Here is a 25,470-nt window from a genome sequence, read left to right as displayed (position 1 = left end):
ATGGTTAGCGGGGTATTAAGGTAAATGTTCTCACGGGCCGTTGATTATTGATCATTCCCGTGTTAAAATCGATTACACTTTGTGGCAGTGGCAACGTGTATCCTGGATCATTCTCTTCTAGCACATACTGGCGGCGCTCTACCATAGTTGTTGAAACACGTCCTGAATAAACGGTATAATTATGGACAATCCGTTTGGATTGGGGAAGTACATTATTGACACCGTAACGGCGTAGATCGAACCAGCGGTGTCCTTCTAGCGCGAGCTCCAGACGACGTTCGGTACGTATACGCTGGATCAGCTCATTTCCGCCAGCTTTCACTTCATAAGCAGATCCTGCTTTATAGCGCTTACTACGCAACAGATTCAACGCTGCTCTGGCTTCACTTTCTCTATTGAGATATGCAGATGCCTCCGCCTTATTGAGGTAGGCTTCTGCTGTACGGTACAAGAATTTGTCGGATACGGGAGACAATACCGCTGTAAAGCCTGAACTGAAATATTGGTTGTTGTAATAACTGATATTACTCGGCAATGTTGCTGCCCCCGAAGAAGGTGTCTTAGTATACCCTACAAAATCTCCCATAGCCCAGTACCAGCGTGTTTTGCGCAAGTCATCATCACTGTAGGTTTGATACAAGTCATGCGCCACACGAAAACTTTGTACACTGTTTAACATATTACGCGGGACATCATTTCCTCCCATTGAAAAAATATTCTCTACTGATTCTTTTCGCAAGAAAGATCCCTGCGAACTGTTGAGGTCGACAAGTGCTGGACGAGCAGTGACAACTTTGTCGGCATAATCAAATGCCTTTTCCCAATGTTGCATATACAGATGTACGCGACTCAATAACAAATGAACGGTCGTAATGTCCGCCCTATACAGAGATCTTTGGGGGCCTGTATTATCCAATAGTTTTTCTGCCATCTCTAAATCTGATAGAATCTGATCATAGACCTCCTGCACAGTATTACGCTGATACAATACGTCTAATACTTCCTCCTGAATTTTGAGCGGTACGCCTAAGTCTGCGCTGGCAGTGGATGCTACATAGGGTTTAGCATAGAGATTGACTAACCAAAAATAGTATGCAGCACGAAGAAATCGCGCTTCGCCTTCTACACGGTTGGCTCCCTGAATTTGGTCAGTGGTGGCCTTCGGTAATTTAGTGGCAGCCGCGATAATACTGTTGGCAACATTGATCAGTTTATACGTTTCACTCCAAGCTTCATTTTCCGAGGCAAACCCTGTATTGCTTTCATTGACACCAACGCGTTGCTGCCACGTGTACTGGCCAAATATAAATTGTTTTGTATCAAAAACATACTGCCCAGGTAAACCACCATTTTGTTCCTCCATTTCATCTCCCAGAAAGTGGATGAATCCGCCCATACTCTCCGTCTCTTGTACGGGAGCAGATTTCTTAACTGGATAATAAGCAGCTCCCAATAGCAGTTCATCCAAATCGGTATAGGCCTGTACATGATATTGGTCTTGTGAGACCTCCTCCAGGTATTTTGAACAGGCGCCGAGCGCCATGGTACTCAATAAAAATATATAATGCGATAATTTCATGGTATATTACTTTAGATAAGTCGTGAAGACTATAGGTTGATATTAAGGCCAAACGTAAATGTAGGTGTATCTGTCAACTGTATATCAGAAAAACCACTTTGTGATGGCATCTGTCCTCGAAGACGTTTATCAGCAAATACATGGAGATTGGTCGCCCCCAGGGTTAATGCCAAACGAGACAACTTATATGGAGCAAGCATTTCCTTGGAAAACTCGTAGGTGAGTGATGCGCTATTGACCCGCAAAAAATTTGCATTAACGACCCTAGCGTCAGATAGATCATACATCTCCCAAGCGTTGGATCCAATAACGGCAACACCATTGCTTCCATTTGAACCCCAATGCTGTGTGTAATAATTATATCCGGGGGATGATGTACTCATAAGTGCAGGGATACGCGTCGTCAGCTCATCTCCGGGTTTCTGCCAGGCATCCAATAAATCCCTGTTGAAATTTCTTTCGGACGAGAAACCCGTCTGAACATTGCCTAATAACTTAAACAATCTCGTCTTAGCACCTAATCCATACACCAGGCCGATGTTAAACCGTAATGATTTATAACTTACTGTGTTATTTATACTACCCGTCGATGTTGGCATTCGCACACCACTTGGTTCTAGCACACGTGTATACGTATCGTATTGTCCTAATCCCACCAATTCACTCTGCCGATCTTCCCAGTCGTCAAACAATGGACCACCATCAATAGGGCTAAGACCTACAAAACGATAAGAATAAAACGTCTCCACAGGTTGGTCCTGTACGACTGCCGTACCATTTAAGAAGTTACTTAACTGATACGTACTCTGCCCAGGAGCTGTCAACATGGTATTCCGTACTTTGGAATACGACGCTGAAAGCATCCACCGCCAATCTTCGCTTCTAACCGGCACTGTCGTCAGATTAATATTAAAACCTTTATTGGAAATCACACCGGAATTGACAATATAGGAAGTGTATCCATTGACATCGGAGATCGGCTTATCCATAAAAGCATCTACGGTACGCTTATGGTAGTATTCTGTTCCGACCAACAAACGGCCTTTAAAGAATATCGCATCAAGTCCAACATTGGTGGAATGTGTTTTCTCCCACCTCAGGTTTGGATTGGCCAACTTGTCTACTGTTGATATAGGCTCATTGTAATAAGCACTGTAACTTCCTCGCTGCAATGTTAGTACAGGGCTTTGATTGTCCAACATATTTCCTTGCTGTCCGTAAGATGCCTTCAAAGATAGATCATCAAGGTAAGCCCACTTACCATCCGCGTCCAACATACTTTTGATGTTAGCCATTGCCGACACCGACCATACAGGCAACAAACGCTCATTACTTCTATTCCCAAACTGATTAGAACCGTCAAATCGTGTATTTGCATTTAAGGTCAGATAATCGTTATAGGTGTATGCTGCCGTTGAATAGACCGACAGAAGGTTTCGCCTATTGTCCACTATTACAGGTCTATTTCGTAAAATCCAGTTGGTATAGTTTGTAAATGTAGCTGGAATATCCTCCACAAATTTACGTCCCCGCTCTAGAGAATATCCTCTTTGTATATCGGCATAACTCACATACTGCGTCGTATTGGCCTCGGTGCCCAACACAAAATTTAGGTAGTGCTGATTACGATTACCAAATGTCTTGTCAACATTTGCCTGCAGACGCGCGGTATAATTCTTGGTATTACTGTTTGTCTGAGACAATTCCCCTCCATATGGTAACAGACTATTTGCAGGAGGAGACTGTCCATATTCACTGAGGCGCAAATTGGACACATAAAATGATTGATCGCCCCAATAACTCTCCTGCACATTGTTGATGACGCCCCCTGACAACACGGCATTGATCTTTAACCAACTAGTCGCCTTAAACAGCGCATTGGCGGTCGCTGTCGTTCCATTTCCGTCAACTTTTTGAAAGCTATTTTCCAGTTCGTGCAGTATATTAAAATTCAGGTAGCCGACAGTTGGAACAGAACGCCTGTAAAATGCTTTAGTGCCGTCAGCATTGAAGGCAGGAATTACGCGGCTTGTACTATACGCATAATTAATTGGATTGATACTATTCTGCGTAAATTTCCTCTGATTCAGGTTTCCCTTTAGATTAAACTGCAAGGAGAATCGGTCGGACAGCGTCAGATCAAGATTGGAAGACACAGTATAACGTCTGTTATGAACATCTTTCACTACGTCACTTTCATCTGTATATCCGCCCGATATGTAATATCGTGTTGCTTGATTGCCACCAGACACGCTTAATGCATGATCTTGCGACAAGGAATTGTGGGTAAGGATATCAAACCAATCGGTGTTTCTTGTCGCGAGATTGGCTACCTCAGTTTGAAATTGTTGCTCATTAAGGGCGCCAGAATAGAGATCGGATAAAGCTGCCTCATATCCGACCAACGGCATATCTAATGGGTATATAAATTGTTTAGATACTAAGTCCTGTGAGAATTGAATGCGCTCTTGCGAATTCATCAAATTGACACGTCCATCGGTGTATCGGGGACGCTGTCTTACCGTCATCTGAGTACCGTAAGCTATTAAAGGTTTTCCAACACGTCCGCGCTTTGTAGTCACGACGATGACTCCATTGGCCGCACGCGCACCATAGAGTGCTGTTGCAGCAGCATCTTTCAGTACATCCAATCGTTCGATATCCTGCGGATTCAATCCCGATATTGCATTACCTATCCGGTTTATGTAATCTGGATTATTTAACTCGTCTGCCGACAAATTAACCGGATCCGTCACGATGATACCATCGACCACCCACAGTGGCTCACGGTTACCAATGATTGTTGATGTCCCGCGTATCCTTAAACGAGGTGTCGCGTTAACTTCCGAACTATTATTAAAAACTACCATATCTGGAATTCTTCCTTCCAGCATTCTGTTTAGGTCGGTGGCGCCAGGAATCTTAAGTTCATCCATAGTAACTGACGAAACGGATGCAGTCAGATTACGGCGTTTGATCTGTTGATACCCCGTGATGACAAGCTCTTCAATTTTGTTCTGTTTTAACTCCAAACGCACATCACCAAGCTGCGCATCGGTAGATCCGGCTTTTATGGATATTCGCTTAGGCTCCATACCAACAAACGTAATGATCAATACGACACTACGATCGGCTGGGATGCTTGCTAAAAAAGAACCATTGGCATCTGTAGATAACGAAAATCCTGTTGATTCCACCGCGATACTGGCCCCTGGCAATGGTTGCCCCGCATCATTGATTACATGACCACGTGCATAACGTTTCTGTACAACAGTTGGTTTATTGACCGCAGCAGACGTGGAAGATAGGGGCTTTGCTGCTTCTTTGGCACGCGTAATCAATACATATTTATCACGTACCGTGTAGTGTAGCCCAGCCCGCATACAGATAGTAGCCAAGGCCTCCGTGAGCGTTACATCTTTCAGACTGAGGTCTAAGTTTTGCTGCTTGTCGATGACTTCATCTTGATACATGATCGTTATATTCGACTGCTGTTTCACCTGATCCAATGCATTGATCACGGAGATGGCTCTTGCCTGGATGGAAATCCGATTCTGCTCCTGCGAATGTCCCATTACAACCGTATAGCAGAATAGAAATAAAGCCAACAGCTTGTACCGACTTGCGATGCCAAACCATAGTTTTTCGGGTTCATTTTTCTTCATAGATAATAAAAAAATAATTGGTGGTTAGTTTGAAATCTTACTTATAGACATAAAGTCTACCATTTTCATTACGAAATTTTACATCTGAAATCTCCTGTATAATCTGTAAAGAATATGCGATTGAATTATCACGGAATAAGCTCCCGGTAAACTGAACATCTTTCAGCTTTGGACTCTGATAGACGACCTCAATTTCATACCATTGTGCCAATTGCTCCATGATATCTTCGAGCTTTGCGCCATGAAATTCGAATACTCCATCCATCCACGAGATGTAGATGTCCGTATTGACAGTTTTGAGTGTCATGGGTGCGTCCAATTTTACACTGGTTGCTTGCTGTTGTGGTACGAGTACCAACCGGTCACGGCTATTCGATACTTCCACAGAGCCATGCACTAAGGTGGTCACGACAGGCTTGCTAGCGTACGCCGACACATTGAAACGGGTTCCGAGCACCCGGATGGTATTACCGCCACTCTTCACGTAAAATGCAGTACCATTTTTTTTCACATCAAAAAATGCTTCTCCCTCAAGTTCGAGTGTACGATTGGCTAAAAAATTAGCGGCATATCGGATCTTGGTATTCGCATTAAGCCAAACGATACTTTGGTCTGGTAGTACCAACTTAAAATTACCTCCACGCTGGGTTTGGACGGTATGATATATGGCAGCAGTATCAGTACTATTAGCAGAGATCAGTTCTCCGCCATTTTTCAGACTTTTTACTTCGCCATCTGTTGAGGTAAATAATACGGGCTGGACTGACCTTTGGAAATCAAGCTGCTCTAGGCGATGATTCCCCTCTCCTGCTCGTTGGTATAGGATAGCGATAGTAGAGATAACGGCGATTAAGCACGCCGCCGCTACCGCGGCATAGCGAATGCGTATGCTTTTTTTACGTTTGTTGTAACGCGATCGGATTGAATTGTATGCGCTATCCGGATCTACAGATCTGTATGTTTCCTGCATAAGCTGCGTTTTGTACAACCGTATAAACGTAGCCATATATTGTCTATTTTCCTCATTATGCTCGACCCAAGCGTACAGTTCAGCATATTCATCTTTCGACAATGTGTTTGCTCTGTACTTGTGGAACAAGGTCACTATTTTTTCATCCATTTCAGGTTTTTTTATTGGATTGTTAACTGAAGGACGAAAGGATGTGGAAAATGGGTGACACGAAAATCAATAAAAAAGAAAAAAAGTTAAAATATTAATGTTGTTCTTTCGCAAATATTTCATCGCACGGGAAAGGTGGGTCTTTACGGTGTTCACAGAAATACCCATTTCTTCGGCCACTACCTTGTATTTTTTATTATCGACGACGATGGCAAGCAATACCCGGCGTTCCTGCGCGGGGAGACGATTGAGAAGATCGTGCAAGGCTTGTTGCTTTACCTTTAGTTCGCGCTCGGATACCTCCTCTTCTGCAAGATAGGCGGCTTCTTCCAGATCGGTAAACAGCTGTGTTCTATTTTTTCGGACATAGTCTATGGAAGCATTGCGCACAGCTCTAAAAATATAGCCACGAAGACTTTCTGTGGAGAGACGGTATTTCTTGTCTTCCCAAAACCGAAGCAATACATCCTGCACCAAGTCTTCGGAAACTTCAATGGCGTCGGTATACTGTACCGAGAACGCACATAATTGGGAATAGCACTTGTCTACAATCTCCTTAAAGATTTCCTCATCTTTATATAAAGTCCTATTCATCTTTAACCAAAGAAACTCAAGTTAACTGTCCGTAATTTTAAAAGGCTCTCAAGCCTTCAAATATACAAGTTGAAACCATAAAACGAAAAAAAGAGCATCGAACACGTATAAAAAAGAGCATCGAATACGTATCGTACGAATCCCCGTCGAGATTGTACTATTTTGGTTTTGAACAAGCGAACATCGCTATTTTAAATTTTGCGCTTTAGTTGGTTGCCAAGATTTATTGTGCATATCATTCTATTTGGACATTTGGTTTCGATTGGACAATGATTGAAGCATTAAAAATGGCTTCGAGAAAGATTAAAAGTAAAGTTGAGGCATACAGCTCTCAGCAGGGCGGTACCACAGAAAGGTTTGAATTATCGGAAATAGCTATGGTCGTCCAGTTTAGTATGGCTAATTCGATTACTTCGTTTAAAAACCAGAGCTAAGATGAGTGTTCTTTTGCAACGTATTGTATAAAAATTTCATACTGCATGGCAATCCAAACTTCCTATTTTATCGTAAATGATCATATAAAACTTTTAAATCACATGTAAAAAATAAAGATCATGAAAATTAAATCAATCTTATGGGCAGCTGCCACTGCAGCAACATTATTGGGAAGCACTTACATGAGCCAAGCTCAAACAAAGGAAAAAACTGTTATGGTGGGTGGTGCACCGATGTATCCTTCCAAAAACATTATTGAGAATGCAGTCAATTCTAAAGATCATACGACTTTAGTTGCTGCAGTAAAAGCTGCTGGGCTTGTGGAAACCTTACAGGGGCCTGGTCCTTTTACGGTTTTGGCTCCTACCAATGACGCTTTTGCTAAAGTACCCAAAGAGGCTCTAAATAATTTAATGAAGCCAGAAAACAGGGCTCAATTAACTTCAATATTGACTTATCACGTGATTCCTGGGAAATGGAGCGCTCCGCAAATCGTTCAAGCAATTAAGGATGGCAAAGGAACCTATTTAACCAAATCAGTGCAAGGTGGCGACCTTACTTTTTGGATGAAAGGGAAAGACGTTTATGTAAAAGACGCAAAAGGTAATAGCGCAAAAGTAACGGTTGCTGACGTCAATCAATCGAATGGGGTAATCCATGTGATAGATGCTGTATTGATGCCTTAAATAGGATGTGCACAGTAGTGTAGCGTAAACGAAGAGGAGGAGCAACGGTATCATTGTTCTTTCTTTTCGTTTACATCATTCGATGTTTACAATTTAGTTAAGTTATTAGCGCTATTAATCGTGATTAGAATACCAGTATATATTTTGAAGACTATGTGTACTGACTTTTGAAAATTGCAGTTCTGTTTGTGCTGATTTCAGAAATTTCTTCAGATTTCTGCTTTTAATTTCATCATACCTGTTTTTATATTCGACATCGTTTAAATAAATATCTTTCCCATTTGTCACGCAGAACCTAAAATATATCTTTGAAGTTTTTAAGGCAGGTGATTCGGTTTCATAGTTGTAAGCATAAAATCCGTAAATATTATTTTTTAAGTACTTCTGCGGAGATGCATTTCCTTTTTGTACATATATAAAATCTCCTTCGAACCAAATTGTCATACATACGGATAGCGCCTTTAAAATAAAAAAGCATGTACCCAAATAGATAAGCATGAAAAACATCATGATCGTAAGATGGAATATTGCCTTAAAAAATATATAGTATAATAAACTATAACATACCAAACATGGAATAATAATGAAAAGGCTCCAACTTGTGGGATAAGGTAAAACCTGTTTGAACGTAAATACATTACTTTTAGCCATCACTAAAGATACAATATATTTTTTTTCCATTCATCTGCATCTATATACAACCTATTTTTCAGAAAAATAAACATCATAATAATCATTAGCTTACTTCATAAAAGCGGATTATCCAAAGATCCATTTTGATGCCCGGGGAATCATTTTATAAAAACAAGCGACAAAGCCCCAGGAGATCAAGAAAACAATAGCTGCAGTGACAGGGATCTTTAACGATATCGGAATCGCAAGTATGTTAGCCAGCCAATAACCAAAACCTACAACAAAATAATGTATCAGATAAATTCCAAAACCGCATTTTGTAATATTTGAAAACACCTCTCTCCATTTAGATGATTTCACCTTAAACGTTCGAACAAACAAAAAAATGGCTAATGTCATCATTAATACCTGTGGCGAACAATATAAGAAAAACAGTTCGATCTGTTCCTCACTGGAGTTCGGATTGGCTACCATCCATTTAAAACCACTAAATGTGATTCCATACCCAATACCAAATAAGGGTATACTAACTAAAAGCGTTTTGCGAAAGGACCATACTTTGAAACGATGTGTCAATATATACCCAAGCAGTAAATACCCATTAAATCCAGCAAAATAATAAAATGTACCAAAACTATTCCAAGCACTAAGACCAAATAGTTCCTTCGAATAAAATGAGTAGGCATACGGCAAAAAAAGCGTGCATAACCAAATTACAAAAAAGACTTTTCGCTGCCCTGGCGTTGACTTCTCTACCCACGCAGAGAAGAAGGGCATATAAAGGTAGAGGCCTATCAGCATATAGATATACCACATAGGTACGGTGTAAACATTGAACTTAATCGGAATTAAGGAAATTTGAACGAGCGCACTCTTAAAAGTTTGGGCGGCGTCTTTCGGCGCATAGGCAAATACTTCTGATATGATCGTCGAGGGAAGACCGAGTACACCCGTAATCCAAGGAAAGAGGTTATACAATACAGACCACAATAAAAAAGGAACAGCGATCCGCAGAAGACGCTTTCTATAAAATTCGCCAATGTTCATTTTGACTGGAAGCAACAACAGCCCAGTAATCATAACAAAGATAGGCACACAGGCACGGAGCAGTGAGCCGTATATAGCTCCCCAATAGTTAAAATCCGGGTTTGATCGCGCTTCGGGCGACACATTAAACGGATCGGAACAGTGAATGGCAATCACCATGATTATAGCGATAAAACGCAATAGATCAACCCAGACAATTCTTTGCTGATCAAAATTAGAAAAAGAGGTTTGCATGCTCAACGTAATTTGGTTAAGATGCAAAAGTAGACAATCTGATTTTGAACAATTTTTAAGTAGTTAAAGAAATTGATGCTATTTACGCAAAGCGCAAAGTGTTACATGCGATATGCCGAGATTGGAAGCTATATAGCCTAGATTTACCCTTTGGATTAATTTAGCGTGATTTGCCATAAAATCTTCGTATCGTTTTTCGGCCGACAGATAAAATCGGTTGATTAACCTACGCTCCATCTCCACAAAGGCTCTTTGATGCACATACCGCATCCAGTTAGCAATATCAATATGACTACGACAGAGCACTTCCAATTGATCAATTGGCATAAAATATAACAACGAATCCTCGAGAACCTGAACTGTTTCACTCTCATAACCGGGCACAGGTCCGTGAAAACTATTTGTTGAATAAAGTAGATCCCCTTCTTTGCTAAACCAAGATGTAACTTCTTTTCCATCGCGTACTGTGTATGCCCGAGAAATTCCGTTCTCAACAAAATAAATATTTCTATCAATTCTATCTGGCTTTATCAGTATGGTCTTTTTTGACACACTCAGTTCTTTTAAACCGCTAAGCAATATTGCTAAAGACTCATCTCTTATGTCAAAATGCTTACGTATAGATGCGATGATATTATCCATGGAAGGCTATTTTCAATTCTTGGTAAACGACAAAGCTAAGGAAAAGCAATCTATAAAACCTTTTAAACTTTTGCACCTATAGTTTAAAGAATAAGGGCATATCGCCAGATTAAAATCCAGATAATTTATCAACTTTCCGAAAACCTCGCTGCGAATGGATCGCTGTTATTATAAAAAACTATGGTTTTATTTCCTTGTACATAGGCTGGAACTCTCGATGCCATTTCTCCAATTTATTATTCTTAAACCGAAACAAATAGAATTCATCATCAAAAGGAATATTTCTATAGGAAATCACTTCTATGGTATCCTTATTGCTAACTTCTTTTTGCGAAATTGAATAGGACGACCCCAGAATAGTAACAACCTGCGATTTAGACATCCCCAGTTCAAGTTGCTCCATCTTCGATTTCCTCATTGTGGCAATTCGGGTACCTGAACAAGCAGATAAAAATATCGTTAAAAGAGTTAAAATGGTTATAAAATTTCTATTCATATTTCTAATATAAGAAATAAAATCGCTAGATTAACGGTTAAATACCTGAATATTATGACCATATCCTTCCAAAGCGTATAATATGAAAATAAAACTCCAATAGAAAAAATGAATCTATATATTATCACAGGTGGGCCTGGTGTTGGCAAAACAACATTGGTTGACTTTCTTAATAAAAAGGGCTTTTCAATTGTTCCTGAATCTGCTCGAGCCATCATTAAAGATCAAGTGAATAAAAATGGTGATGGCGTTCCTTGGAAAAACAAATACGTATATGCACAACTGATGTTTAAGGAATCGCTAGAGGCTTATCATCAAATTTTCAATGTTAGTTGCAATAAAACGGTCTTTTTTGATCGTGGACTGGTGGATACATTATGCTACATGAAAATGGAAAATATACCTGTAACTGATGACCAAATTAAAACTGTAAAGGATACGATTTATAACAGAAAGGTTTTCATATTACCGCCATGGGCTGAAATTTATGAAACTGATATGGAGCGAAAGCAAAGCTGGGAAGAAGCAGCTCATACTTATTGCAAAATGAAAGATACTTATATCGATCTGGGATATGATGTAATCACAGTTCCAACTGGTCCTGTTGAGAGCAGATATAATTTTGTTTTAAATCACATATAACTTATGTTAGGATGCTCTTGATGAACTAATTTACCAATAAAGCGTCACCTCATGTGGAAAAAATAGTATTACCACTGCAGATTCCAAAAGATCAGCTTTCAACTTTTTGGTCTTTAGCTTTGAAATTCGCAAAGTTCCTATTTTAGCTGATCGTAAAATGGCGGTAATGAATAAAAAAGGGGCCATCAAAATAGATGTGCCCCGATAAACTATAAACATTGAATATTTTTTTATTTGGATCAATATCCAAATATTTCATCAAGAGTTAATTTTTTAACATTTCCCAACCCAGACATCAGGCCTTCATTTAGGTCCTTTTCATCGCCTACAATGCAATAGATATACGGTTTATGACTGATATTATCGTTATGGAATGCTTTTAGATCTGAAAATGTCAGCTGAGGAAGCTTCTCAAAAATTATCTTTCTAGCATCTTCTGTAAGTCCACGACGTTGTGCGGCCAAATAGCTGGAAAGAATGCCTGCGCCAGTAATCCGTTCACTTGCCAACGACTTTAGTAAATTGGTGCGAATTGATTCTAGTCCTACCTTTGATTCTGGAAGCTCATTCAAAAGCTCATTCATACCGCTAACGGCATCTTTAAACTTATCAGATTGTGTTCCTATATACGCGCCTACCATACCGTGATTTTGCTTCTTTTGAGGCTGTCCATAGTAAGCATAAGTGGTATAGGCCAAAGCTTTGGATTCACGCAGCGTTTGAAAAACAATACTTCCCATGCCGCCTCCAAAATAACCGTTAAAGAAAGCCACTGTAGGTATTTGGTTTTTATCAAATAATCCGGAATTACGAACCCAGAAAACTTCTGCCTGCTTCATCGCATACTGGGCAAACAAGACTTTATTTTCGTTTGTAGGCTTTTCCTCAAATTTCATACCTTTCTCAATCGCTGAATAAGGTAAATCATGTTGTTTTAAAGGTTTCAGATTTTTCACTAAATCAGTCACCTCTTGGGGGCCATAATATAGGATGCGATGTTTGGCATTTGCTAGATGATGTAACACAGCTACGAGTTCAGATGCCTTCAATCCGTCAAGCTCCTGATCGGTGTAGGTGTAATTAAATGGATTTTTGGCGCCATAACGTGCATACGCTTTTAATCCTTCCATGATGGATGCCTTATTCTCCTTGGCATTAGCCCGCGACTTTTTGACGCGTTCAATATATGCTTTGAACGCCCCCTCGTCTACCACGCAATGGTGCATAAGATCGTGCAACAGGGCAATGGATGCTGCGAAATTACTATTCATCCCTGAAACAGAAACGCTACTTTCTTCATTTCCCGAAGAGACCGAAAAGTCTGATGCCAATTTGTAGAATGCCTTGCTAAAGTCTTCGCTACTCTTATCTTTGGTACCCAAAAACTCCAAATATCCCACCGCAAGGCCTAATAATTTATTATCCCAGCTTCCAAAATCAAAATGATAGGTAAGGCTAAACAACTCATTATTTTTATTTTGAACGGCCAACACATCGATATCTTTCAATTTTGCTGTTGACATATCTTTTGCAAAATCAATCCATTTAGGTTTGATATCCTGCTCAGGCATCGCGTTGATCTGCTTCAAAAAGGCGGATTCAATATTTCGGTTAACAGTAATCGGCGTAATAGTCGGTTTCAATACTTTATCCACCTTGTCATCCTGTCCTTTTTGTTTATAGACAGCAACATAGTTCGCATCAGAAAGATACTTATTGGCAAAACGTACGATATCTTCTTTAGTAATTTTTGATAATCGATCGGTATAACCCAATTCTTTTGCCCAATCAATCTCCGATGTGAAGCCTGACATGAGCTGCTCCGCAGTGCTACTATAGTTATCGAATAACTTGATCTGCGCTTTCTTTTCATTATTAACGATTGAGGTCAGCAAGTCATCTGAAAACTGCCCTTTTCGCAATTTATCAAGCTCGCTCAGCAATAAGTTTTTGACATCATCCAGACTTTGTCCGGCACCGGGGTTCCCCTGAAGTATCAACATCGAATAATCTTTCAATACGTAGGGAAATGCACCTGCACCCAATAATTTCTGTGATTTAACTAGATTTAGGTCAATCAATCCCGCGGATCCATTGGTCAGCACATTTGCCATAAGATTCAGCATTTGCGCATCAGGATCAGCCGCCCCTGGAAAACGAAATCCCATCAGCAGATATTCCGCTGTAGGTCCCATGACAGTTCTAGTAACGGGACTCGTAATCGCTTGTTCCTTTTCAAAAGTGTAGGCTGGAACAGCTTTAGGTTTCATTGTGGAAAACGACTTGTCAATACGTTGAATAACATCGTTGGGATTGAAATCACCCGACATAATCACGCCCATATTATTGGGCACATAATAGGTCGTGTAATATTCCCGTATTGCCTTTAGCGAAGGGTTTTTAAGGTGTTCTACAGAGCCCAATACCGTTTGTTTTCCATAATTATTTTTCGGAAACATGGCCGCAAAAATAGTTTCTATAGCTTTTCTATTGTCGTTATCCAGACTGATATTTTTCTCTTCATAGACGGATTCCAGCTCGGTATGGAATAAACGCAGTATGGGATTTCTGAAGCGTTCGGCCTGAACCGTTAAATATTTGTCGAGCACATTATTGGGAATGTCTTCCACATAGACGGTCTGTTCAAAAGATGTAAATGCATTGGTTCCCTTGGAGCCCATACTACTCATCAGCTTGTCGTACTCATTCGGAATCGCATACTTAGCTGCTTCACCGGATACGCGATCAATTTCTTTATAGATCGCCGCCCGCTCATTAGCATCCGTTGTACGATTATATTTCTCATACAGATTGTCAACCTGATCCAACAATGGTTTTTCTTTCGACCAATCGAGACTACCAAATTTGTCGGTACCCTTAAAAAGCATATGTTCAAGATAATGCGCCAATCCGGTATGGTCTTTAGGATCTGTTTTACTTCCAGCCTTGGTCGCGATGTATGCTTGAATACGAGGCTGTTTGTTATTCGGGCTGAGGATGACAGTGAGACCGTTTTTAAGTTTGTAGAAACGGGTACGAACGGGATCGTTGGTCACATACTTATAGGCATATCCACCTTCAGTGGAATCTTTCCATACATATTTACCTACCTGGGCCTGGATGCCGGTCGTAATGAACAATAGCGAAATAAAGGCTATTGTTTTAAATTTTCTATTCATAATTGGACGTGATTTTTTAATTGACAACTTAAGGCAACTATCTATACAAGATTATTTACAGCAATAATCGAAATTAACAAGCTCAAACACAATAGTGAGTTAATAAATCAAGAAAAAGGATTGAAAAATTCAAAAAAAACAAGAATAAATTCGAAAAAAACTTCAATTACCAGCATCTCCATTCATTTTTTTCTGTTTGAAAATCACGACTTAAGGTATTATTTTAAAGATTTGAATATAACCATCCTTAAGCAATGAACCTCAAGTGACTAGAAGGATGCTACATATCTCGCTTAACTACATCGTATCAGGTTGCAATCATCACATCGGTTTGGCTTAAACAAAAATATTCTTTAGATTGTTCGAAATGTAGAGCACATCTTCAAGAGATTGCTTCTTTTCCATTGTTTAAAATACAATTCATTACCGAGCTACCACTGGATAAGCACTGCATATCATCTTAAATATAGGCTTGTTGGATTATACAATAGCGTATAATAAAAATTCTTTTTAGCAGACTACACTTAAGTGTAGCTAATCTTCGTGTAAACTGCAATATTTTTGAACGAAATAGTATTAATATCGTTTAAGATGCAAAAAAACATGAGTATTCACCAAGATCCATTATAATTATAACCACTTTATCAGTCTGCACGCCAATATAACAATGTCATTGCAGATTTTCGGCCCTGAGCTGCCGAACGCTAATCAACTATATTCATCTAAAATCACTTATATATGAACTGTAAAAACTGCGGAACTACCATTGCTTCAAAATTTTGCCCAGACTGCGGACAGCCAGCGGTTCTCAAAAGAATAGACGCACATTACATTACTCATGAAATTGAGCATGTACTTCATTTTGAAAGGGGTATATTATATACGATCAAAGAACTTATTATCACTCCCGGCCAAAATGTAAAAAAATACATTTCGGAAAATCGAAGTCGGCTAGTCAAACCGATTATATTCATTATTGTGACTTCGTTGATATACTCCATTATCACGCACTTCTTCCATCTTGAAGACAAATATGTCCATTACAACGAAGCTAAGCCATCCACTACAGGAGTACTGTTTGCGTGGGTACAGGGGCATTATGGTTATGCAAACCTCATTATGGGTGTATTTATTGCGGCATGGATTCAGCTATTTTTTAAAAAGTATAATTATAACTTTTTTGAAATATTAATCTTACTATGCTTTGTCATGGGAATGGGCATGCTCATTTATGCCGTATTTTCCATTTTGCAAGGTGTCACTCATATGCGTATAGCTAATGTTGGCGGCATTGTAGGGATCGTATATTGCTCTTGGGCAATAGGACAATTCTTCGACGCTAAAAAGGCAGGAAATTACTTTAAAGCACTGGCTGCATATGTTTTAGGATTAATCACATTTTCAGTAATGGTCCTTCTACTGGGTCTAACCATTGATTACATGATCGGTTAAACTGAGGTATAACTATTGTGACAACTATTGGCGGGTGGGTTATTGTTAACAAAGGGTTAGCTTACACTCCGTGGCTTACCTTAATATTTGATTTACTTGCTTATTTAATGGTATTATTCAGCGGATATTTGGAGAAAAAGGTGGCTAAAAAGTAGGTGTAAAAAAACTTTGGTGTAGCGTATGTTTTCAGTTTGTCCGTTTAGATAGTAACGGACAAACTGGACAGCACCCAATCAAAACGTTGCTGTTTAGCCACTAAGTATACAAATGAGGTAAATATGTCTATGTCGGCGTTAACATAGGTAAATGACGATAGTAAGCTTGACTAATACCCTAGCTGCGCTAAACGTCCATACATTTCCACAAAAGCGCATTGATCCAATAGCCACTTAGACGTCTGCTTCTTCTCTAAAGTCCAATCAACGTCAAACAGTCCGTATTGATCCCTCATTTTGTACCAAGCCCTGTCAAGGTTTTTAGCAAAAATGTCAAGATAGGTTCTATTTCCATCCTGCTCAAATAAACTAACATACCCTCGCATCATTACGGCATGGAACCATAAATTACTGTTCTTTAAAATTGGAAAATCGCTTTCCTCCGTAGTGCGAAAAAAATAGGCTAAACATGCTTTCGCCAGCACTTGGGCGTCTTGAAGATATTTTTTTTCCTTCGTCAGCTTATAAAGCAATGCTGCAACCTGCAACATTTGCCCTGAATTATAGGAATACTTGGCTTTACCTATATTTCCATTGAGCTGAATATTATCCCAATACAGGTTATCCATTGGATCTTGCAGTGCTGCTTTCGTCCACGCATACAAACGCCTTCCCTCATTCAAGTATTCCTTGTCTTTCGTTGCTTCAAAGAGTTTAAGTGCGAATACTGCTGCAGGAGCGTTCGAACAGGTGTTTTTAGACTCTTTCTTCTGCTCGCACCAATAGATTCCACCGCCAAGCTTTTCATCTTCACCACTTTTCACAAAAGTCCAGATCTCTTCTGCATGCTTTAAGTAATCAATCTTTTTTGTCTGCACATAGCTATCGGTAAAATCGATTCCGAGCCAAACGTTGTCATCATAAAACCGGTCTGATGCTGGAGCAGAATTGATATAGGACGCATAACCAACAGGCTCCCTGGAATGATCCCTATATTCCATTAATCCCGGCAGCACGCGCTGGTCCAGGATCTTTTGATAAAGAGCTTTGTTCTTCGGGAGCTCCATCAATGTATTTACAGCGGAAAAGCTTCCCGAGAATGGCCATAGGTAGGCATATTTCTTTTGCCCGGCTGCCTGTTCGGGATTATCAAGATAGTCTGCTTTAAAGCTTTCGTCAAAAGGAAATTTCTCTGTTAACAGCTGGTTGTTGGCATTTCCATATTTAGCATAAATAACAGTTAAAGTCTCTTGGGCTCTTTCAGCAGACTGTCCTTTGCTGCGCTGTGCATTGCTGGTAAGATAGCATAAGCCTGACAGTAATACAGTGGTCGTTATTTTAGTAATTTGTTTCATCTGCATATAATTCTTTAAGAAGCCCTCGGAACCTGTTGGATCACGAAGGCTTCTTTGTATTCGTTCAATTATTTTAATTTATTTTGATAGCTTGCTAATCCTTCAAAGAGCATGGCTGCACTTGCATAGGCCGTAATTTCACTGTTGCCAATAGGTGGCTGCGCCCAGGATGGCCCAAAGAACAACGTCGGTAGACTTGTTCCCTTAGTCCAGGCAATTTTACCATTATTGACCAAAAACTTCTCAAACTTACTGCGGTAGGCTGCATCAATTCCTTCCTGATTTAAATAGTCTACGAAATATCGTATAAATATTCCCTTAAACAATGCGCCGTCGCCATTTCCCTCGTCGCGCAAGATATTATTCCCGCCATCGATACAACGTGTGATCGTGTAATAACTAATTTTTTGCGCATCAACTAGATAAAGCTGGTCATTCGTGATCTTAAAAAGCTCAACCGCGCTACCAAGGAACGTTCCCTGATTATACGTAAGGGTCGTCATATCCACATTACCAGTCTGACCATTAATATTATCATAAACAGCACCTGTTGACGGATTGTACAAGGTTGCCTTTTGCCATTCGTAGATTTTCTTGGCCCAGGTCTGGTAGTTTTCATCTTTTGTCAAACGATATAATCTAGCTGCCAGAATGCTAGCTGGCCCATTCGAGCAAGCATTTTTGCTATAGCGCATATCTTTCTTCCAAGCCAATCCGCCGCCTGCATATTGCTCATCCCATGCACCGGTAATATCTTTCCATAAAAGTAATACCGTATCGAGGTATTTTTGATCCTTGGTAATTTCATATAGGCGCAATATGGTCAGTGCATTCCATTCCATATCATCATAGAATACGTTATAATAGGTATTGCCATTTTTGATCTTCACACCTTCAAACCATTTGCTGAAATAGGCACTATACTTGGCATCTTTCGTCCGTAGATAAGCATCGATAACAACATCCATGGCATGTGCATTGGGCCAATATTGAAATCCCAGATCGGATTGATTGATCGCATTGTTAAAATACCCGGACTCATTCCAGAACCCGGCGATCATCTTATCGGAAACCTGTGTTGCAATAGCTGTCCAGCTTTCGTCTACGGAGTCTTCATACGGGTAGCTGTCCTCAATCTTGGTGCATCCAAAGAGTAGAAACACTATGGATGACAGTATAATCATTTTATTCATCGGGTCTCCTCCTTTAATTTGGTACTACAGTATGCGTATAGTCTTTGTCGCCTTGTAAAATCATCGATATTTTTGTTGGATGGCCGTCTACTGCATCTACAAATTTCCATTTATCATCCCATTGCGAAAGATTGGGCAATATGCGAACGAAATAATAAGAAGGAGCTGATGAACTATTTGGAGGACTGTCCGTTCCATTCTGAGTTCCCAGCTGTAAGGTTTCAGCCTTTCCGGCCTTGACGGTTTCCATTTGGAACTTATAACGTTGGTCGCGGCCCCAACTTTCTTGTTTAAAATTGATGATACCCGTTGCAGCCCAAATTCCCTTACCTTGATAAGGTAGATCCAACACTACAGCTCCGGATGGCGAGAAATAAACGCCCATGTTTTTGATCTCTGTGTAGGTAACTGCTGCAACATTGAAATCTATTCGAATACGATATACTGCGGTCTTAGCAATGCTGTTACTTCCGGTTTCACCTTCTTTTATTTTGGTTTGATCTTCCGAATAGAAAACACGTCCCTCAGCAGACTTGCGATCCGTAAAAATATATTTTTTACCGGCTTCCAATTTTGTAAAGATCTCATATTCACCGTTCCCTACCAATTTAAAAGGTAAAGATGAAGCAACATCCGTCCCAGCCTCAGTTGCCTCTCCAGTGATAAATAATTCATCGGGGATTTCCGCAAAGCCTTCCAGTGTTTTGATGTTCAATACCTTCTTAGCTTTGCTCAACACTCGTTTCATTCCACGGATCGCATACACAGACCAGATTACATCGCCGCTCTCACCAGGGTTGATCCCCGCTTTCGTTGCTACCTGATTCAATATTTTGTGACTGATATTGGCGCCGTTTGAGTTTCCATTATTATCCGACGTAACTGTGTAAAGAGGTTTGCTAAAATCGCCGCCGGACTTGTCAAAGACAACTTCATATTGAGCTGCCCCACCGTCGGCTACCAAGGCCGACTCCCATTCAAAATACAGCGCTGCGGAGCTGGAACTTAATAATTTGACAGCTTTTCCATCTGCAGGGGCATATAGGTTCTCAACAGCAGACACCTCTGCGTCAGCGTATCTCATATCGTCTTTTTTACAGGAGACGATGCTCGCAGCCAATGCGACCATTGCTATAACTTTAAAATACCATTTCATGTCTTTATCATTAATTTATGGTTCGAAACGTACATTTTTTTAATGCGCCGTTTGCGCTAGTTTTTTAATTAATTTAGTTTGAGTAGCCCTGATTGTTAGGCAATAAATTTTTATTTAGATCGATCTGGGTTCGTGGTATCGACCAGAGATAGTCTCTACTTTCATCAAATCGACGGATATCCAGTTTGATATTACTATTGTTACCACCATATTTAGCGCCCAATACCTGGCCGTCCAAATAAGTTTTACCCGCCTTCCAGCGCATGATATCATAGTAACGCAATCCCTCAAGTGCGAGCTCGCTTCTCCGCTCATTTCGGACAATTGTTTTTAGGTCCCCGGTCGTCGGGAAGTCCAGCGCTTTTGATGCTTCAAAACCTGCCCGCTGACGAATAGGTCTGATCGTCATGTCCCATACAGCGGCATTCAGTTGTCCCAGTGCTTCTTTTGCTTCTGCATACATCAATAAGATATCGGCGTACCTGAACATGATGATGTTCAATCCGGCATCGTATTTTACCGTTGCTGTTACATCGTAGTATTTCTTTACGTAATAACCTGTCGCGGAAGCGTTGGCACTGGCACCCTGATATTCGTCGAGCCGTTCCTTATCGGTTGTACCCGAGCCGGGTTTGATAAAAATCTTGCGTGTTGTACCGTCAAAATCTGTCCATTGTCCGCCATGGAAAACGATGGTTGCAGCCATGCGTGGATCGCGGTTGACATAGGGATTACTGTCGTTATATTGCGGATCCGTAGCAATGGTATTTCCGCCCAGTGTCAAATAATTATCAACCAGACTTTGTAATGGTGCATATCCGTTTAAACGTGCCTGTGCAGAGATCGGTGCTGCATCATATAACTTATTCCAGGTTTTTAAAAGAGGTACATATGCATAATCCAGAATAACCTCTGCATTATATTCATTGGCTGCAGTAAACAACTCGGGATAACTGCGGAATAATGAATAAGTTCCAAATTCCGTTTGTTTTTTCATCAGATTTTCACAGTACTCCACTACTTTATTCCAGTTGCTTTCATACAGGTAGGCCCGGGCTTGAAAGGCTGAAGCGGCGCCCTTGGTAATCCGGCCGCGGTCGTCTGCCGGTAAAGCATCTTTGTTCGGTAGATCGGCCATGCATTGATCCAACTCCTGATGGATAAATGCCATAATAGTCGCTTTTTCTGTCCGTGGTAGAGCCTTGGACTCTTCCAGTGAGATATCTTTCGTGAAGAAAGGCACAGCGCCATAGAAATTAACAAGTCTAAAATAGAGAAATGCACGTATAAAGCGCACCTCGGCAGTACGGCGTTTTTTGAGTGCCGGGTCCATTCCGGGTACACGCTCCACATTCTCTAGATAGACATGGCAGGTCTTAATACCGCCGTAGAGATCGGACCACTCTGCCCCAAAGCGGCCCAGTGTCGGATCGGCAGTTCCATTACGGATTGCACGCTGGTCTGTGTTTGAGCGCCCCTCAAAAATATTATCACTCAGGGCTTCATCATTCCACATACGATCTGCTGAATACAGCTGATTATAGGCCATATTGACAATTTTTTCGGCATTGTCTGCGTAGTCCCAAAAATTTTCATCGGTAAAGCGGTCTGTTGGCAGCGTATCCAACTTATTACAGGATGTTAATTGGAGAATTGCCATTAAACTCAAGCCTCCTACAAGTATCTTATATAGTTTCATTACATAAAAGGTTAGAATTGAATATTTAATCCACCGCCATAGTATTTCAACGTCGGATAATTGCGGGCACTATTGGCCGAACCACCCATGTTAGAATCAAATTCGGAGGATTCGGGATCTATCCAGGAGTTTTTGCTCAAAGTCAGCAAGTTTTGGGCATTGATAAAAAAGCGAACGCGCTGCAGTCCCAATTTCGACACTACTTCTTTGGGTAAAGAATAACCTACCTGTATATTTTTCAATCGCGCGTATTTCCCGTTGAAAAGATAGAGATCAGAATCTTTCCCAAAATTGTTGGTCGATGCTGTTGATCCATTTGCAGTCAATCGTGGCCAGCGTCCATCAATATTAGTCGGTGTCCAGTAATCGAGTTGATGCTGATAAATGGTATATGAATAATTCTGATGAAATGGTTCGATCAATTCTCCGCGGATCATCATATCGCGCTTGCCTACCCCTTGCCAGAACATACTAAAATCAAAATCTTTATAGTTCAGGTTATAGGTCAGCCCAAATGTAAACCGGGGGAAACCATTGCCCAAAACAAAGCGGTCCCGTGCATCGATAATTCCATCGTTATTCCGATCCACATACTTTACATCGCCCGGGCGCAGATCTGCTGCAGTAATACCGCTCGGTAAGGCCGAAGTTTCAATATCCGTGATATTTTGAAAGAATCCGGCCATCTTGTACCCATAGTAGGAATTATAAGGTAGCCCAACACGCGTCAATTTAGTAATGTTATCGACTGTTGAAATACGGTCATCACCGGGCATCGCAATAATCTTATTGTGGCTATCGCCCATATTCGCATTGATCGTATGGTGGAAATCGCCAGTTGTAGCCCGGTAGCTGAGGTTTATTTCCCAGCCCTCATTGTTCATTTCACCTAAATTCTGATTCTTTAAGGAAGTTCCGAATGTGGAAGGTATTTGTGGCGACATCAAGATATCAACTGTACGCTTTTTAAAATAATCGAAACTGGCCGTTAATTTATCGTGGAAGAAAGTGGCGTCCAAGCCAATATTGAAATTATAAGTTTTCTCCCAGCGTAGATCCAGACTAGCATAATTAAATCCCGCAGCAGAAACAGGTTTGTTGTTAAATCCATAACTGTTCTGATAGGATTCATAGGTAAAATAATACGCGTAGTCGTCTACGGCCTGATTGCCAAGAACACCATAGGTAGATCTGATTTTTAGGCTACCGACATGTTGTTTATACCAATTCATAAATACTTCGTCGGATGCCCGCCATCCGAGGGATCCCGAAGGAAAGAAGCCCCAGCGATTAGCTTTCGAGAACTTAGAAGATCCATCGTAGCGAAAGCTAAATTCGGCAAAATACCTACTTGCAAAGTCGTATCCTGCACGGCCGAAGATCGAATTGATACTATTTTGCAGCGTCCCATTTGGTGTTACACGGGCACTCACAGGGTCAATAACTGTCCCTGTCGTAGGTGTGCCGAGGACCGGATCAGTAAATTTCATTTTCAGTTCGTTTTGTCGGCGTGTATAGGATTCGTTGGATGCCCCAAATAGACCTGATACATGATGACTGCCAAAATTTCGGTCATAATCCAGGAGCAGCTGAAAGTTCAGTAAGGAAGCTTTTTCGTTAAAATCTTCCGTATTACGGTCTGAATTGACGTAGACCTGAGCTTGGGTGGCATCCGGACTGGAATATAGTGGCACCTGGATTCTACGGATAGAACGGTGATCGGCATAGATGTCCGCTCCGAATATACCACGCAGTTTTAAACCTTCGAAGAGTTTTGCTTCGAGATTCAGGTTGATATTAAAATAGTCGTTATCGTTTTTGATATAGCCGCCTTCATTCAGTTCAGCCAAAGGATTTTGATCTGTCAGTGCATTGTTGACAAGATATTTTCCATTGTCAGCCTGCATGCGATAGTAGTAATAAGGCGGAAGTCTGGAAGCATTGATAATGGCACTTCCGGCCGTATTGCTCATGTTGTTGTTGCGTGTATAGGCTAAGATTGAGGTCAGTTTAAAACGGCCTATCTCTGTACTGAGGTTGCTCCGCAAATTGTACCGCTTAATGCCAAAGTCCTGTCCGACAAAGTTGCTGGGCTGATTGTAGAAGCCGCCTGAAAACAAATAGGAACTTTTATCGCCGCCCCCGGCCACACTGATATTATATTTTTGCTGGAAAGAGTTCTTCATGATTTCCGGCAAGTTCCACCGCTCGATATCCTGATGGGCATATAAGTCTGCGATAGCCGCTGGTGAAAACTGAGGATCCATTCCTGAGTTGGTCAGCGCAAGATTACGAAGGGTCGCATTTTCATATCCTGCAACCGGTGAAAATAAAATTTTGGGTTCTTGCACGCCCCACTGTGTGCCGACAGTCACTGCAGGCCGCTGATTTTGGCGTCCTCTTTTGGTGGTTACCAAAATAACGCCATTGGCAGACCTTGAACCGTATATCGCCGTAGAACCTGCGTCTTTCAATACCGACACCGTTTCGATATCATCCGGATTGATCTTATTGAGCGTTCCACCTTCTGTAATAATTCCATCGATCACCACCAGCGGTGCATTACTGTTTATGGTAGATATCCCACGAATATTGATATTCATCGAATTATCGTTGGGGTCCATGCTTTTCTGTTGGATGGTCAAGCTGGGCGAGGCTCCCTGAAGAGCTTGCGTTACATTGCCTACAGGTCGGTTTTCGAAAGTCTTCGCACTGATCTGATCAACGGCCCCGACAACACGCTGACGTGTCGTAGTACCATAGCCGATTACGATAACTTCTTCGAGCTGACTGTTGCTATTTTTCATGATTACATTGAGCTGCCCCGATCCATCGGTCCGCAGGGAAGACAGTTCCCCGGTCAATGCATCATAACCAACAGAGGAGAATATTAGGGTCGCTTTGGGCGAAAGGTTTGTGAGCGTAAACATACCATCACCATTGGTGGTAGTACCTATAGATTCATTTCCTTTGACCCGCACAGAGACATTTGCAAGAGGTTCGCCACGGTCATTGGTCACCCGTCCTTTTACAGGAACCTGATTTGGGGTCATCGTAAACGCCATCGGTGCGGACTTTATGGAAGCTTTTGGCTTATCATAAATGACCACAGTCTTATTATCCAACTGGTAAGACAATGGCTGATCTTTAAAAATCTGGTCCAATACATCCGACAATTGACGGTCCCTAACTTTTATGTCAACAGACTTCGCGTTTACCATCTGCCGTTCCGTGTACAGAAAATTATATCCCGTCTGGGATTTGAGTTCCCTAAATATTTTCTTAAGGCTCATGTTGGAGTATTCTAATGTTACCTTTTGTGCAAAGGTGGTAGCGCTAACCTGCATAAAAGTAACCAAGATAATTATGGTTGTCAATCGCATAATAAGCCATAGTTTACGGAATAGCCGATAGGCTATCTCCTTTTTTCTGATATAATTTTGATACATTTGTAAGGTTTATTTGCAGTGTATTCGAGTCGTCCAAAACAGAAACATACTGCAGATTG

General features: G+C 40.9%; 16 protein-coding genes. 3 read left to right on the top strand and 13 right to left on the bottom strand.

Going from position 1 to position 25,470, the window contains the following annotated elements; all coding sequences use genetic code 11:
* Positions 1-4: 4 nt before the first annotated feature.
* From B3139_RS17705 to B3139_RS17690, 4 genes are all read right to left on the bottom strand, one after another.
* A complete protein-coding gene (locus B3139_RS17705) occupies positions 5-1,579 on the bottom strand; it encodes a RagB/SusD family nutrient uptake outer membrane protein (protein ID WP_293884867.1) in 1,575 nt (524 codons plus the stop codon).
* Positions 1,580-1,608: 29 nt separating this feature from the next.
* Positions 1,609-5,244, bottom strand: coding sequence for a SusC/RagA family TonB-linked outer membrane protein (locus tag B3139_RS17700; protein ID WP_293884866.1), 3,636 nt, complete (start codon positions 5,242-5,244; stop codon positions 1,609-1,611).
* Positions 5,245-5,281: 37 nt separating this feature from the next.
* Positions 5,282-6,364 carry a FecR family protein gene (locus B3139_RS17695; RefSeq protein WP_293884865.1) on the bottom strand — a complete coding sequence of 361 codons (1,083 nt, stop codon included), beginning with the start codon at positions 6,362-6,364 and terminating at the stop codon, positions 5,282-5,284.
* Between the two features lie 66 nt (positions 6,365-6,430).
* Positions 6,431-6,958, bottom strand: coding sequence for a sigma-70 family RNA polymerase sigma factor (locus B3139_RS17690; RefSeq protein ID WP_293884864.1), 528 nt, complete (start codon positions 6,956-6,958; stop codon positions 6,431-6,433).
* A gap of 554 nt (positions 6,959-7,512) precedes the next feature.
* On the opposite strand from B3139_RS17690, the gene B3139_RS17685 reads away from it, so the two are divergent.
* Complete coding sequence (locus B3139_RS17685; protein WP_293884863.1) at positions 7,513-8,079, top strand: fasciclin domain-containing protein; 567 nt, start codon at positions 7,513-7,515, stop codon at positions 8,077-8,079.
* A gap of 759 nt (positions 8,080-8,838) precedes the next feature.
* On the opposite strand, the gene B3139_RS17680 is transcribed toward B3139_RS17685, so the two are convergent.
* The 3 genes from B3139_RS17680 to B3139_RS17670 all read right to left on the bottom strand — a co-directional run bounded on the left by B3139_RS17680 (position 8,839) and on the right by B3139_RS17670 (position 11,053).
* Positions 8,839-9,993: an acyltransferase gene (locus tag B3139_RS17680; protein WP_293884862.1), complete on the bottom strand. Its 1,155-nt coding sequence runs from the start codon at positions 9,991-9,993 to the stop codon at positions 8,839-8,841.
* 78 nt (positions 9,994-10,071) lie between these two features.
* The gene (locus B3139_RS17675) at positions 10,072-10,635 is read right to left on the bottom strand and encodes a Crp/Fnr family transcriptional regulator (RefSeq protein ID WP_293884861.1); all 564 of its coding nucleotides are present in this window, start codon (positions 10,633-10,635) and stop codon (positions 10,072-10,074) included.
* Between the two features lie 178 nt (positions 10,636-10,813).
* Complete coding sequence (locus B3139_RS17670; protein WP_293884860.1) at positions 10,814-11,053, bottom strand: hypothetical protein; 240 nt, start codon at positions 11,051-11,053, stop codon at positions 10,814-10,816.
* A gap of 186 nt (positions 11,054-11,239) precedes the next feature.
* On the opposite strand from B3139_RS17670, the gene B3139_RS17665 reads away from it, so the two are divergent.
* On the top strand, positions 11,240-11,773 hold the full coding sequence (locus B3139_RS17665) for an AAA family ATPase (protein ID WP_293884859.1): 534 nt from the start codon (positions 11,240-11,242) through the stop codon (positions 11,771-11,773).
* Positions 11,774-12,012: 239 nt separating this feature from the next.
* Here the strand turns inward: B3139_RS17665 and B3139_RS17660 are convergent, their stop codons facing one another.
* Positions 12,013-14,952 carry a M16 family metallopeptidase gene (locus tag B3139_RS17660; protein ID WP_293884858.1) on the bottom strand — a complete coding sequence of 980 codons (2,940 nt, stop codon included), beginning with the start codon at positions 14,950-14,952 and terminating at the stop codon, positions 12,013-12,015.
* Positions 14,953-15,690: 738 nt separating this feature from the next.
* Here B3139_RS17660 and B3139_RS17655 point away from each other — a divergent pair.
* A complete protein-coding gene (locus B3139_RS17655) occupies positions 15,691-16,404 on the top strand; it encodes a DUF3667 domain-containing protein (RefSeq protein ID WP_293884857.1) in 714 nt (237 codons plus the stop codon).
* 325 nt (positions 16,405-16,729) lie between these two features.
* On the opposite strand, the gene B3139_RS17650 is transcribed toward B3139_RS17655, so the two are convergent.
* From B3139_RS17650 to B3139_RS17630, 5 genes are all read right to left on the bottom strand, one after another.
* A complete protein-coding gene (locus B3139_RS17650; RefSeq protein WP_293884856.1) occupies positions 16,730-17,914 on the bottom strand; it encodes a glycoside hydrolase family 76 protein in 1,185 nt (394 codons plus the stop codon).
* A gap of 68 nt (positions 17,915-17,982) precedes the next feature.
* Positions 17,983-19,107, bottom strand: a complete 1,125-nt coding sequence (locus B3139_RS17645) for a glycoside hydrolase family 76 protein (RefSeq protein WP_293884855.1) — start codon at positions 19,105-19,107, stop codon at positions 17,983-17,985.
* Between the two features lie 13 nt (positions 19,108-19,120).
* Positions 19,121-20,263: a SusE domain-containing protein gene (locus tag B3139_RS17640; RefSeq protein ID WP_293884854.1), complete on the bottom strand. Its 1,143-nt coding sequence runs from the start codon at positions 20,261-20,263 to the stop codon at positions 19,121-19,123.
* A gap of 73 nt (positions 20,264-20,336) precedes the next feature.
* Entirely contained in the window at positions 20,337-21,962 is a 1,626-nt protein-coding gene (locus tag B3139_RS17635) for a RagB/SusD family nutrient uptake outer membrane protein (protein WP_293884853.1), read from the bottom strand.
* 11 nt (positions 21,963-21,973) lie between these two features.
* Complete coding sequence (locus B3139_RS17630) at positions 21,974-25,411, bottom strand: TonB-dependent receptor (protein ID WP_293884852.1); 3,438 nt, start codon at positions 25,409-25,411, stop codon at positions 21,974-21,976.
* Positions 25,412-25,470 lie beyond the last annotated feature (59 nt).

This window comes from Sphingobacterium sp. UBA1498, from assembly GCF_002325125.1.
Taxonomy (GTDB): Bacteria; Bacteroidota; Bacteroidia; order Sphingobacteriales; family Sphingobacteriaceae; genus Sphingobacterium.
The sequence above is the reverse complement of the archived record's forward strand: the minus strand, read 5'-3'. Positions and strand labels throughout refer to the sequence as shown.

Bases quoted from the DNA above. Each gene is read 5' to 3' on its own strand.
- B3139_RS17705 (WP_293884867.1), bottom strand. From the start codon at position 1,579: ATGAAATTATCGCATTATATATTTTTATTGAGTACCATGGCGCTCGGC.
- B3139_RS17700 (WP_293884866.1), bottom strand. From the start codon at position 5,244: ATGAAGAAAAATGAACCCGAAAAACTATGGTTTGGCATCGCAAGTCGG.
- B3139_RS17695 (WP_293884865.1), bottom strand. From the start codon at position 6,364: ATGGATGAAAAAATAGTGACCTTGTTCCACAAGTACAGAGCAAACACA.
- B3139_RS17690 (WP_293884864.1), bottom strand. From the start codon at position 6,958: ATGAATAGGACTTTATATAAAGATGAGGAAATCTTTAAGGAGATTGTA.
- B3139_RS17685 (WP_293884863.1), top strand. From the start codon at position 7,513: ATGAAAATTAAATCAATCTTATGGGCAGCTGCCACTGCAGCAACATTA.
- B3139_RS17680 (WP_293884862.1), bottom strand. From the start codon at position 9,993: ATGCAAACCTCTTTTTCTAATTTTGATCAGCAAAGAATTGTCTGGGTT.
- B3139_RS17675 (WP_293884861.1), bottom strand. From the start codon at position 10,635: ATGGATAATATCATCGCATCTATACGTAAGCATTTTGACATAAGAGAT.
- B3139_RS17670 (WP_293884860.1), bottom strand. From the start codon at position 11,053: ATGAGGAAATCGAAGATGGAGCAACTTGAACTGGGGATGTCTAAATCG.
- B3139_RS17665 (WP_293884859.1), top strand. From the start codon at position 11,240: ATGAATCTATATATTATCACAGGTGGGCCTGGTGTTGGCAAAACAACA.
- B3139_RS17660 (WP_293884858.1), bottom strand. From the start codon at position 14,952: ATGAATAGAAAATTTAAAACAATAGCCTTTATTTCGCTATTGTTCATT.
- B3139_RS17655 (WP_293884857.1), top strand. From the start codon at position 15,691: ATGAACTGTAAAAACTGCGGAACTACCATTGCTTCAAAATTTTGCCCA.
- B3139_RS17650 (WP_293884856.1), bottom strand. From the start codon at position 17,914: ATGAAACAAATTACTAAAATAACGACCACTGTATTACTGTCAGGCTTA.
- B3139_RS17645 (WP_293884855.1), bottom strand. From the start codon at position 19,107: ATGAATAAAATGATTATACTGTCATCCATAGTGTTTCTACTCTTTGGA.
- B3139_RS17640 (WP_293884854.1), bottom strand. From the start codon at position 20,263: ATGAAATGGTATTTTAAAGTTATAGCAATGGTCGCATTGGCTGCGAGC.
- B3139_RS17635 (WP_293884853.1), bottom strand. From the start codon at position 21,962: ATGAAACTATATAAGATACTTGTAGGAGGCTTGAGTTTAATGGCAATT.
- B3139_RS17630 (WP_293884852.1), bottom strand. From the start codon at position 25,411: ATGTATCAAAATTATATCAGAAAAAAGGAGATAGCCTATCGGCTATTC.